Origin of the sequence: Arthrobacter sp. HMWF013, from assembly GCF_003061105.1 — a bacterium.
Lineage (GTDB): Bacteria > Actinomycetota > Actinomycetes > Actinomycetales > Micrococcaceae > Arthrobacter.
Genome location: NZ_QAIQ01000381.1, coordinates 1 through 12,070 on the forward strand (window position 1 = coordinate 1; position 12,070 = coordinate 12,070).

At 66.0% G+C, this 12,070-nt stretch carries 10 protein-coding genes; 3 read left to right on the top strand and 7 right to left on the bottom strand.

Going from position 1 to position 12,070, the window contains the following annotated elements; all coding sequences use genetic code 11:
- On the top strand, window positions 1-923 hold a 923-nt coding region (locus DBR22_RS14105), incomplete at its 5' end, for an alpha-hydroxy acid oxidase (RefSeq protein WP_108599533.1).
- 6 nt (window positions 924-929) lie between these two features.
- Here the strand turns inward: DBR22_RS14105 and DBR22_RS14110 are convergent.
- Together DBR22_RS14110 and DBR22_RS14115 are read right to left on the bottom strand one after the other, a co-directional pair.
- A complete protein-coding gene (locus DBR22_RS14110; RefSeq protein WP_108599534.1) occupies window positions 930-1,463 on the bottom strand; it encodes an ArsR/SmtB family transcription factor in 534 nt (177 codons plus the stop codon).
- A gap of 87 nt (window positions 1,464-1,550) precedes the next feature.
- Window positions 1,551-2,762, bottom strand: a complete 1,212-nt coding sequence (locus tag DBR22_RS14115) for an acetoin utilization protein AcuC (RefSeq protein WP_108599535.1) — start codon at window positions 2,760-2,762, stop codon at window positions 1,551-1,553.
- Between the two features lie 104 nt (window positions 2,763-2,866).
- Between DBR22_RS14115 and DBR22_RS14120 the strand changes: the two genes are divergently transcribed.
- Complete coding sequence (locus DBR22_RS14120; RefSeq protein WP_108599536.1) at window positions 2,867-4,300, top strand: TrkH family potassium uptake protein; 1,434 nt, start codon at window positions 2,867-2,869, stop codon at window positions 4,298-4,300.
- 40 nt (window positions 4,301-4,340) lie between these two features.
- On the top strand, window positions 4,341-4,979 hold the full coding sequence (locus DBR22_RS14125) for a potassium channel family protein (RefSeq protein WP_181365185.1): 639 nt from the start codon (window positions 4,341-4,343) through the stop codon (window positions 4,977-4,979).
- A gap of 121 nt (window positions 4,980-5,100) precedes the next feature.
- Here the strand turns inward: DBR22_RS14125 and proC are convergent, their stop codons facing one another.
- The 5 genes from proC to DBR22_RS14150 form a co-directional block, all read right to left on the bottom strand.
- Window positions 5,101-5,934 carry a pyrroline-5-carboxylate reductase gene (gene proC, locus DBR22_RS14130; protein WP_108599538.1) on the bottom strand — a complete coding sequence of 278 codons (834 nt, stop codon included), beginning with the start codon at window positions 5,932-5,934 and terminating at the stop codon, window positions 5,101-5,103.
- Between the two features lie 345 nt (window positions 5,935-6,279).
- The gene (locus tag DBR22_RS14135; protein WP_108599539.1) at window positions 6,280-7,275 is read right to left on the bottom strand and encodes a Ppx/GppA phosphatase family protein; all 996 of its coding nucleotides are present in this window, start codon (window positions 7,273-7,275) and stop codon (window positions 6,280-6,282) included.
- A 52-nt stretch (window positions 7,276-7,327) separates the two neighbouring features.
- Window positions 7,328-7,780 carry an SseB family protein gene (locus DBR22_RS14140; protein ID WP_108599540.1) on the bottom strand — a complete coding sequence of 151 codons (453 nt, stop codon included), beginning with the start codon at window positions 7,778-7,780 and terminating at the stop codon, window positions 7,328-7,330.
- Window positions 7,781-7,835: 55 nt separating this feature from the next.
- A complete protein-coding gene (topA, locus tag DBR22_RS14145) occupies window positions 7,836-10,565 on the bottom strand; it encodes a type I DNA topoisomerase (RefSeq protein WP_108599541.1) in 2,730 nt (909 codons plus the stop codon).
- A 155-nt stretch (window positions 10,566-10,720) separates the two neighbouring features.
- Window positions 10,721-12,070, bottom strand: a 1,350-nt coding sequence (locus DBR22_RS14150; protein ID WP_108599542.1) for a methyltransferase, incomplete at its 5' end; no start/stop codon positions are given.

Below are 12,070 nucleotides of genomic sequence, written 5' to 3' on the forward strand. Positions count from 1 at the left end.
CCGTTGGCATCGCCCCCACCGGCTTCACCCGGATGATGCAGTCCGAAGGCGAATACGCCGGTTCGCAGGCTGCCGAAGCCGCCGGGATCCCCTACACGCTCTCCACCATGGGCACCGCCTCCATCGAGGACGTCGCCGCAGCCGCCCCGAACGGCCGCAACTGGTTCCAGCTCTACCTCTGGACGGACCGCGACCGCTCGCTGGAACTGATCGAACGCGCCGCCAAGGCCGGCAATGACACGTTGATGGTCACCGTGGATACCGCAGTGGCCGGTGCCCGCCTCCGCGACGTCCGCAACGGCATGACCATCCCGCCGGCGCTGACCGTCAAGACCGTGCTGGACGCGTCCTACCGCCCGGCCTGGTGGTTCAACTTCCTCACGCACGAGCCGCTGACGTTCGCCTCGCTTTCCCGCTACACCGGAACTGTGGCGGACCTGATCAACTCGATGTTCGACCCCACCCTGACGTTCGAGGACCTGGACTGGCTGCGTGAAACCTGGAAGGGCAAGCTCGTGGTCAAGGGCATCCAGACCGTTGAGGACGCCCGCAAAGTGGTGGACCACGGCGCCGACGGCATCGTCCTTTCCAACCATGGCGGCCGCCAGCTGGACCGTGCGCCCATCCCGTTCCACCTGCTGCCCGTGGTCAAGGAAGCGTTCACCAGGGACAACACCGACGCCGCGATCATCCTGGACACCGGCATCATGAGCGGCGCGGACATTGTGGCTGCCTTGGCTTTGGGTGCCGACTTCACCCTGATCGGCCGCGCCTACCTCTACGGCCTGATGGCCGGCGGCAGGGCAGGTGTGGACCGCGCGCTGCAGATCCTTGAGAAGGACATGGCCCGCACCATGGCGCTCCTGGGTGTCAGCAAAATCTCCGAACTGACTCCGGAGCACGTCCGCCTGCTCGGCAAGTAGCGGAGGCTACTTTTTCCGGCCGAACTTCGGAAGATTGGCCAGCAGGTCGGCCGCCTTGGTGGCTGCGCGCCCCACGGTGCGGCCGATCTGCTGCGGCACTGTGTCGTCGCTGAGCGGCGCTGACGTTCCGCCCGGAATCACGACGGCGGGGCTCAGCTCTGCGCCTTCGCGCTCCAGCACAGCGGTAAGTGCTTCGTCCGGCGGAACCGACGCTGCAGCGGCGTGTGCGCTGCCGGCCTCAGGCGCGGCGGCGGGTGAGCCGGCGACGGCGGCGGCCGGGCCGACGTCGAACGTTTCCAGCCAGCTCGCGATACCTTCGAGGGGCTTGCGGTTCAGCGCATAGTAGCGCTTCTGGCCCTGTGCCCGCATGCTGACAAGCTGGGCTTCCCGCAGGACTTTCAGGTGTTTGGAGATGGTGGGCTGGCTCGCCGCCAGTTCCTCCACCAGCTCTCCTACCGCCTTGTCCCCTGCGCGAAGGGATACCAAAATATCGCGCCGGGTTGCTTCCGCAATGACGGCAAATACGTCGTCTGTCACCATGCCTCCCACCCTAGCGACATATACGCCGCAAGGCATCAACTATTTCGCCGGCAGACCGGAACTGACCGGTATTGACGGACGGGGAACTCAGTCGAACCAGGGATCCAGCCCGTGCAGCGGAAATACTGCCTTGCGGGTGGCCATGACAGTCCGGTCCACGGCGTCGTTCGGATCAAATCCGACCTCCCAGGACCGCCACCAGAGTTCCACATCGTCGCCCATCAGGCGGGGGGCGTCCCGGCCGAATTTCGCCAGCACATACGCGCGCCAGTCCTCGGGCACCTCCGTCCGCAGCGGGACCGGACGCCCTGCCGCGATGGCGATCAGGTGGCTCCACGAGCGCGGGACGACGTCGGTCACGCTGTAGCCGCCGCCGCCGGTGGCGATCCAGCGGCCGTCACAGTGCCGGGCAGCAAGGTTTCCGATGGCCGTGGCAGCCTCGCGCTGGCCGTCCACACTGATCTGGAGATGGGCAAGGGGGTCATGGCGGTGCGAGTCGCAGCCGTGCTGGCTGACGATCACAGCCGGATCGAAGGCTCCGATGAGCTGCGGTACCACCGCGTGGAAGGCGCGAAGCCAGCCGGCATCCCCCGTCCCGGACGGCAGTGCCACGTTAACGGACGTACCCTCGGCCGCAGGACCGCCGATCTCGTTGGCGAAGCCCGTCCCGGGGAAAAGCGTTAGCCCTGATTCATGGATGGAGATGGTCAGCACACGGGGATCGTCCCAGAAGATGCTTTGTGTTCCGTCCCCGTGGTGGGCGTCGATGTCGATATATGCCACCCGCGGGAGGCCGCCGTCGAGCAGCCTCTGGATGGCCAGGGCGGAGTCGTTGTAAATACAGAACCCGCTGGCCCGCTCCCGGGCGGCGTGGTGCAGGCCGCCGCCGAAGTTCACAGCATGAAGGGCGGTGCCGTCCAGGATGGCCGAGGCAGCAAGCAGCGATCCTCCGGCCAGCCTCGCGGCGGCTTCGTGCATGCCGGCGAACGCGGGGTCATCATCGGTGCCGAGGCCACGCGCTTCATCGGGTGTGGAGGGATCCTCGCTGACCCGGTGCACGGCTGCGACGAACTCAGGAGAGTGCACCGACTCCAGTTCGGCGTCGGAGGCTACCTCCGGAGCGGCAATGGTAACGTGACCCAGATCGAACAGGCCCAGGCTCCCGGCCAGGCGTGCGGTGAGGTCCATCCGCTCGGGCGCCATGGGATGGCCGGGACCGAAGTTGTAGGCGGTCATGGCAGAATTCCACACCACCGTCGTCGGAGGTGCGGGCTGGCTGAGACCGGGCAGATATGTCATCAATCACAGGCTACCCGGTTCCGCCGCCGGGCAGGCCCGGCCATTACGCGGGCATTAGTGGTTTACTACTGGAGGAAACAGTTTCAACCGAGGAAAAGCCACCCATGTCCCAACGCCAGACGAGGCCCCGGATCCCGGCCCCCTGGCACCCCGCGGCACCGGAGCACGAAGGCCTGTGGATGTTCGCGCGGCTGCGCGACTTTATCGACGACATTGCCAACACCTCGCCCGCCCGGCTCGCCCTGACTGTCTTCGCCGCGGTCTGCCTGGTGTTCACGTTCATCCTCTCGCTGCCCGTCTCCTCCGCCACCGGTACGGCCACACCCCTGCACCAGGCCATGTTCACGGCGGTTTCAGCCGTGTGCGTCACCGGCCTGACGGTGGTATCGACGGCGGTGCACTGGTCGTTCTTCGGCCAGCTGGTCATCCTCATCGGCGTCTTCGTGGGCGGTTTGGGGACCCTGACGCTCGCCTCCCTGCTGGCCCTGATGGTGAGCAAAAGGCTTGGCGTCCGCGGCAAGCTGATCGCGCAGGAAGCCATGAACAACGCAGGGCGGCTGGGTGAGGTAGGTACGCTGCTGCGGATCGTCATCACCACCTCCGTGGTGATCGAAGGCGCCCTTGCCATCGTCCTGGTTCCGCGGTTCCTGACGCTGGGCGAACCGTTCTGGCAATCGGTATGGCACGGCATCTTCTACGCGATCTCGTCCTTTAACAACGCCGGCTTCACCCCGCATTCCGACGGCATCGTGCCCTACGAGACAGATCTTTGGATCCTGGTTCCGCTGATGCTGGGCGTGTTCCTGGGCAGCCTGGGCTTCCCCGTGGTCATGGTCCTGCAGCAGAACGGGCTTAACTGGAAGAAATGGAACCTGCACACCAAGCTGACCATCCAGGTGTCCTTTATCCTCCTGTTCGCCGGCACCTTCCTGTGGGGGCTGATGGAGTGGGACAACATCCGGACCATCGGCCACATGGACCTCGGCGATAAAATCACCCACTCGCTGTTTGCCTCCGTCATGACCAGGTCCGGCGGCTTCAACCTCGTGGACCAGAACCACATGGAGTCCACCACCATGCTGCTCACCGACGCGCTGATGTTCGCCGGCGGCGGCTCGGCGTCCACTGCCGGCGGCATCAAGGTCACCACCATCGCCGTGATGTTCCTTGCGATCGTTGCCGAGGCCCGCGGCGACGCCGACGTCAAGGTCTACGGCAGGACCATCCCGCAGGGCGCCATGCGGGTGGCTATTTCCGTGATCGTGGCCGGCGCAACGCTGGTTTCCGTCTCCGCGTTCCTGCTCCTGCAGATCAGCGGCGCGTCCCTGGACCGGGTGCTCTTCGAAACCATTTCCGCCTTTGCCACGGTGGGGCTGAGCACCAATCTCAGTGCCGAACTGCCGCCGTCGGGCGTTTACGTCCTCACTGCCCTGATGTTCGCCGGCCGTGTGGGCACCGTGACCCTCGCCGCCGGCCTTGCCCTGCGCCAGCGCAGCCAGCTGTACCACTACCCGGAAGAGAGGCCCATCATTGGCTAATTCCCCAGGCGCCCCCAACCGCCCCGCCCACAATGCGCCGGTGCTGGTGATCGGGCTGGGCCGCTTCGGCTCTTCCACGGCCGAGCAGCTGGTCAAGCAGGGCCGCGAGGTGCTGGCGATTGAACGCGACCGCACCCTCGTGCAGAAATGGGCACCGCTCCTGACCCACGTGGTGGAGGCGGATGCCACCAACATCGATGCCCTGCGTCAGCTCGGCGCCCAGGAGTTCTCCTCGGCCGTGGTCGGCGTCGGAACGTCCATCGAATCCTCCGTGCTGATCACCGTGAACCTGGTGGACCTCGGCATCGAGCACCTCTGGGTCAAGGCCATAACGCCCTCGCACGGCAAGATCCTCACCCGGATCGGTGCCAACCACGTGATCTACCCCGAGGCCGACGCCGGCGTCCGGGCCGCGCACCTGGTATCCGGCCGCATGCTGGACTTCATCGAGTTCGACGACGATTTCGCCATCGTGAAGATGTACCCGCCGCGCGAAACAGTCGGCTTCACCCTGGATGAGTCGAAGGTCCGTTCCAAGTACGGCGTCACCATTGTGGGCGTCAAGTCCCCCGGCGAGGACTTCACCTACGCGCGCCCGGAGACCAAGGTGTCCGCCCGCGACATGCTTATTGTGTCCGGCCACGTGGACCTGCTGGAACGGTTCGCCGCCCGGCCGTAGCGGGTGTGGGGCCCACGCCCGCAGGGTTCCCTGGCCGGGGCCCACGCCGGCGAGGGCTCCGGCCAGAGCTTGCGAAGGCTGGGAGCCGGTGGGGACCCGCGAGGTGAGGGAGCTGGTGTGACTAGCCGAGCTGTTTGGTGATCTCCGCTGCCCGCTCCGTTGCCGCGCGGGCGCCGGCAGCGATGATGGCCGGAAGGCCCTGCTCGTTGAACGTGGCGATGGCGGCTTCCGTGGTGCCCTTGGGGCTGGTCACGGCTTTGCGCAGGGCTGCTGGATCGGCGCCCGGCTCAGCCAGCATGAGGCCGGCTCCGGCGACTGTCTCGCGGGCCAGGAGCACCGACAGTTCCGCATCCAGGCCCAGCTCGACACCGGCCGCCGCCATGGCCTCGGCGAGGTAGAACGCATAGGCCGGGCCTGAGCCGCTGATGGCCGAGACCGCGTCAACCTGTTCTTCGGGCACCTCCACCACGGTTCCGGCGCCGCGGAAGACGTCCTTGGCCTGCTGGAGCTGCTCGGGGGTGCAGTGGGTTCCGGGTGAGACGGAAATGACTCCGCGGCCCAGCTTGGCTGGAGTGTTGGGCATGCTCCGGATCACGGGCTGCCCGGCCGGGAGGGCCGCTTCCAGCTGGGCCAGGGAGACGGCGGCGGCAACGCTGACGACGATGGTCGTCGGGGACAGCGAACCGCTGATTTCGCGCGCGAGTTCCTGAATGCCTACCGGTTTGACGCCAAGAATCACGACGGCGGAGCCCTTGGCTGCCTGCTTGTTGTTGTCCGGCTCCTCCTCCCCCGCGATGGCGGTGATGCCGTGATGCCGTACCGCCAGCTCCTCCGCGCGCTCCGCACGCCTGACGGTGGCCACGATGTCTGCGGGGTCGGTTCCGGCCTTGACGAGTCCGGAAAGGATGGCTTCGTTCATGGATCCACAGCCCAGGAAGGCGATTCGGTTGCTCATGGGTCCATCATGGCAGTTCCTCTTGGGCTGCCGAAACCGGACCCGCACAGCGGGAACTCCCTAAAACACATTCACAGCGGACTCCCATGTTCGCCGCAGGTTGCACACAACTTGGCGGCCTAACGTAGTTATTACCTCATTGAGGGTGCGAGTGATGCGGCAAGCATGGGGATGTTTGCCCGAGGCACCGGTGGTTGCAGCAGGTTTTCCCCCATTTTCCTGCTGGCAGCGCCGGTGCTTTCGCTTTTAACGCCGCTGACCTAGCCACCGCGGGTCTGCCCGGACGGATCAGGCCGGCGCGGATCAGGCGGGACGGATCAGGCCGGCGGATAAGGTAGGGCCGGATCAGGCAGGCGCAGCCTGGACGGGCTGCCGCGCCGGTGCGATGTGCTGGCTCCCGTTCAAGGGATTGGCGAAAACGAGTTGGTCGAGCCGGCGCAGGATCAGTCCCTCGCGCAGTGCCCAGGGACAGATCTTGATCTTCTTGAACTTAAACATCTCCAGGGCAGCTTCCGCCACCAGGGCCCCGGCGAGCACCTGTTGTGCGCGGGCTTCGGACACGCCGGGCAAGTACAGCCGGTCCTCGGACTTCATGGCGGAAATGCGCTGCGCCCAGACACCCAGATCCGTGCCGTGCAACGCACGCTTCACGTAGGGACCCGACGCGCTGGGGGCTGCCCCGGCGATCCTGGCGAGGGAGCGGAAAGTCTTGGACGTACCCGCAACCACGTTCGCACGTCCCAGGCCGTCGAACTGCCTCACGGCAGGAGCCAGTGTGGCGCGGATGTAGCGCCGGAGTTCCTTGACGCTCTTGGCCGACGGCGGGTCCTCGGCAAGCCAGTCCCGGGTCAGGCGGCTGGCGCCGAGCGGGACCGAGGTGGCCACCTCAGGCAGCTCGTTCTGGCCGAACGCCATTTCGAAGGAGCCGCCTCCGATGTCGAGGTTCAGGATGGGACCCGCTCCCCAGCCGTACCAGCGCCGCACAGCGAAGAAGGTCATGGACGCTTCTTCGCTGCCGGTCAGTTCCTGGAGGGTAACAGTGGTCTCGTGCTTAACACGGGCCAGGACTGCCGGGCCATTGGTGGCTTCGCGGATGGCCGAGGTACAGAAAGCCAGCAGATCGTCGGCTTTGTGCTTGGCGGCGAACTCCCAGGCTTCCAGGACAAACTCGGTCAGCTCGTGCTGCCCCTCGTCAGTGATGTTGCCATCGGCGTCGAGGTACTGGACCAGGGAGAGCGGCCGCTTGTGCGAGGCGAAGGGTACCGGGCGCGCGCCGGGGTGGGCATCCACCAGGAGGAGGTGGACAGTATTGGACCCGATATCGAGGACGCCTAGCCGCATCCTGCCATTATTGCCCGCGGCGGCCCGTCAAACCCAAACGAGCGCGCAGATGTCAGTTGGCGGAGGGGTTCGCGGGGGCGCCGTCGGGTGTTTCATCAGCACGCTTGAAGTCGCGCTTGATGTTGGCAACGCCTTCCGGGTTGATCTCGAAGCCAAACGCGGCGCCCGGGTTGATCACCATGCCCAGCTCGTCGCCGATGTTGGCGATGATGGCAGCGCCCTGGGTGCCAAGGACATTCGGGGCCGCCTCAAGGTACTGCCCGTCCACCCGGCTGGGGTGGGAAAACACGGCAAGGACAGGATCGCCGTCGGCGTTCGCCAGCACGAGGGGCTCCACCTGGGAGTCCTCCCCTTCGATGCCGTCGGTGCTGATGACGTAGACCTCGCTGTTGAGGAAGGACAGGATGACGTCCACCGGGCTGGCATCGGGCTGTCCGCCCTGGGCCAGCTTCTCTTCAAGGTCGTTCAGCGGCGTGGTATCGGCTGTAGCGGGCTGTTCAGTCATACCTCTACTCGACCACGTCCCAGACGCCGGCGCAATTCGACCGAACACCCGGCACCTATTTTTTGGCTGTGGCCTTCTTCTTCGCCGGAGCCTTGCGCGCCGTCGTCGTGCGCTTAACCGGTCCCTTGGCGCGCTTCTCTGCCAGGAGTTCAATGGCCTGTTCCCGGGTCAGTTCCTCCAGCGAGGTGGCGCGGGGCACCGTAATGTTGGTGATGCCATCGGTGATGTACGGACCGAAGCGGCCTTCCTTCACCACGATGTTCTTCTCGGACACCGGATCCGGACCGAACTCGGCCAGCGGCGGCACCGCGGCGCGGGCTCCGCGCTGCTTGGGCTGGGAGTAGACCTCCAGGGCCTGCTCCAGGGTGATGGTGAAGATTTCCTCTTCAGAGCCGATCGAGCGGGAGTCCGTGCCCTTCTTCAGGTACGGGCCGAACCGGCCGTTCTGTACCGTGATGAGGTTGCCTTCGGCGTCCTCGCCCAGGGCCCGCGGCAGGCTCATGAGCTGCAACGCCTCGTCCAAGGTGACCGAGTCGACGGTCATGGACGCGAAAAGTGATCCGGTGCGCGGCTTGGCCTTGACGGGTTTCTTCGGCGGCTTGGGCTTGCCGTTCTTGTAGTACTCAACCGGCTGGTTGGCGATCTGTTCCTCGGTCATCTCCGGGATGACCTCGGTGACATAGGCGCCGTAGCGGCCGTTCTTTGCGACGACGGTGTGGCCGGTGTGCGGATCGGCACCCAGAACGCGTTCTTCCGGTGCAGCCGTCTCCATCAGCTCGATGGCCTTCGCCGCGGTCAGCTCATCCGGAGCCAGGTCCTCGGGCACGTTGGCGCGCGAGTTCTCCACGATTTCGCCGGTCTTCGGATCCACCACGGCAGCGGAGCTTTCGAGGTACGGGCCAAACTTGCCCACCCGCAGCGTGATCTCATCCGTGATGGGAATCGAGTTGATTTCCCGGGCATCGATATCGCCCAGGTTGTTGACGATGCTCAAGAGGCCGGGATCTGCGTCTTCACCGAAGTAGAAGTGCTTCAGCCACGCCGAGCCCACGGCCTGGCCGTTGGCGATCTTGTCCAGGTCGCCTTCCATGTCCGCGGTGAACTCGTAGTCAACGTAGTCGTGGAAGTGCTGCTCGAGCAGGCGGATCACGGAGAACGCGATCCAGCTCGGCACCAGTGCGGAACCCTGCTTCCGGACATAGCCGCGGTCCTGGATGGTGGAGATGGTGGAGGCGTAGGTGGACGGGCGGCCGATGCCCTTCTTCTCCAGCTCAGCGGTGAGCGAGGCTTCCGTGAAGCGCGGCGGCGGGGACGTCTCGTGGCCCACGGCAACGATGTCCGACGCCGTCAGGGCATCATCCTTGGCAACGTTCGGCAGCCGGCGGGCTTCCTCGGAGTCGTCGTCTCCGCGGCTCTCGTCCTTGCCTTCTTCGTAGGCGGCAAGGAAGCCGGGGAACGTGATGACGGTACCGGAGGCCGAGAATTCAGCGTCCCGGCCGTCCGTTGCCACGGCGCCCAGGCGGATGGTGGCGGTGGAGCCCTTGGCGTCGCCCATCTGGGAGGCGACGGTGCGCTTCCAGATCAGCTCGTACAGGCGGAACTCATCGCCGGAGAGCTGCTTGGCAACCTGGGCGGGGGTGCGGAACGAGTCACCCGCGGGACGGATGGCCTCGTGGGCTTCCTGCGCGTTCGCGGCCTTGCTGGAGTAAACGCGGGGTGATGCGGGGATGTACTCGGGGCCGTACAGCTCGGAGGCCTGGCGGCGGGCGGCCGTGACGGCCTCGTCACTCAGCGCCGAGGAGTCGGTACGCATATAGGTGATGTAGCCGTTTTCGTACAGCCGCTGGGCAACCTGCATGGTGCTCTTGGAGGAGAAGCGGAGCTTGCGCCCGGCCTCCTGCTGGAGCGTGGAGGTGGTGAACGGTGCGGCGGGCCGGCGGGTGTAGGGCTTGGTGTCCACGGACCGGACGCGGAAGTCCGCATCCTGGAGACCGGCGGCCAGCGAGGTGGCACGTTCCTCGTTCAGGTGGACGGCGTTGCGCGCGGTGAGAACGCCGTCGTCGTTGAAATCCCTGCCGCTTGCAACCTTGGCGCCGTCAACGGAAGCAAGCTTCGCCTTGAACGAACCGGATCCGGCGCCGAACTGGCCCGTCAGGTCCCAGTAGGAGGCAGCCTTGAACGCCATGCGCTCACGCTCGCGGTCCACCACCATGCGGGTGACCACGGACTGGACGCGGCCGGCTGACAGGCCGCGCGCCACCTTGCGCCACAGGACGGGGGAGATTTCGTAGCCGTAGAGGCGGTCCAGCACGCGGCGGGTTTCCTGGGCGTCCACCAGGGCCGAATCAACATCGCGCAGATTGCCCATGGCGCGCTGGATGGCTTCCTTGGTGATTTCGCCGAATGTCATCCGGTACACCGGGACCTTGGGCTTGAGTACTTCCAGCAGGTGCCACGCGATGGCCTCGCCCTCGCGGTCCCCATCGGTTGCGAGATAAAGTTCGTCGGCGTCCTTGAGCGCGGCCTTGAGCTCAGTCACCTTTTTCTTCTTGTCGGCGGAGACCACGTAGTAGGGCTTGAAGTCGTTTTCGATGTCGACGGCGAACTTGCCCACCGAGGTTTTCTTCAGTTCTGCGGGGAGCTCGGAGGGCTGCGGCAGATCCCGGATGTGACCAATGGAGGCCTCGACGATGAAGCCCTCGCCGAGGTACTTGGCGATGGTCTTGCTCTTGGCCGGAGACTCCACAATCACGAGTTTCTTGCCTGTTTTGGCCTTGCTTGGCACGGTGCTCCTACAGAAAAAGGTTGCTGGGGCAGATGAGCCCATATTGGCCTAGTTCACCATATTTTGGTCAATAGTGCGCATTCATGTGGAAAACGTCGGGGTAGTTTGGACCGTCCCGGCGCTCCGATCACGGCCTTTCCGCGGCCCCCATCCGGCTACTCTGAAAGTTCCGCCGGCAGCAGGAAACCGTCGCGGACCAGGTTGGCAACTTCGGTGAGCAGACCGCTCCGGAACGCCGCGCCGTCGAACCCTTCCTCGCCCGCAAGGCTCCCGCCCAGCAGGGCTTCCAGGGCTCCGATAATCTGCCCCACGGACAGGTCGCCGTCGCACGCGGAGACAAAACCGGCCAGCTCCGTGCTGAGCAAATTGGTGCGGCGCAGGCCGGCGCCCTGGCGCAGCAGGATCACACCGGGGTGCTCGGCGCCGGGGCGCTGATGGCGTTCCTCTGTGACGTCGTCGGCCACGAGCAGGTGCGCGCCCGCCAGACTGTTGGCGGCCAGCCAATCGGAACGCTCGACGGCGGCGCCAAGGTGCGGTCCGATGGGCTGCTCGATGGGGTACGTGATTTCCTCGAAGCGACTGATGGGGGCAGCGTCAGGCCCGGAGACGGGTGGCCGTCGCAGGCAGATCATCCCGAAGCCGATTCCCGCCACGTTCCGGGACGCGAAATCCGCCAGATAGGCAGCGTAGGCGTCCTTGTAGTGCTGGCGGTCGCGGGATTCGGAGGCATCCTGCAGCCAGGTTTCGGCGTACTGCTCCGGCCCAACCTGCTCGCGCTGGATGAACCAGGCATCCGTGTCCGCACTGGCCCAGCTTTGCGGCCTTTCGGGCCAGGCCGCACCGGCCTGGATCTCCCAGTTGCCCAACAGCTGGGCTGTTCCGCCCGGGGCCAACACCGACGGAAGGTCCCGGACCAGCGAGGATACGATGTCATCGCCGGGCAGGCCGCCGTCCCGGTAGGTGAACTGCCCGGATGCTTCCTCGCCGAGGGTCCGGGGCGTGATGACGAACGGCGGGTTGGAGACCACGAGCTCAAACTCCTCGCCGGCTACAGGGTCAAGCAGGGAGCCAAGCCGCAGGCTCACCCGGTCCTCCAGCCGTGCCGGGTCAAGGTGCAGGGCCTCCGCATTCAGCAGCAGGTTGAAACGTGTGAAGGCCAGCGCCCGCGCGGAGATGTCAGTGGCCGTGACGTGTTCCGCATGGTGGAGGAGGTGGAACGACTGGACCCCGCAGCCCGTCCCCAGGTCAAGGGCCCTGGTTACATGCCGGCGGACCGTGGTCTGCACCAGGGTGGTGGACGCCTGCCCGATGCCCAGCACGTGATCGTGCCGCAGCACCCCGGCCTGCTGGTGGGCGGCGAGGTCGCTTGCCACCCAGAGCTCCGCGCCGCCGCTGCCGTCCTCGTTCGCATCCCAGCCGTAGGGCCGCAGATCCGCCTTGGCCTGGAACAGGTCCTGCCCCGAAGAGTCCGGCCCTGCAGTGTCACCCACCGCAGAGCCGGGCAC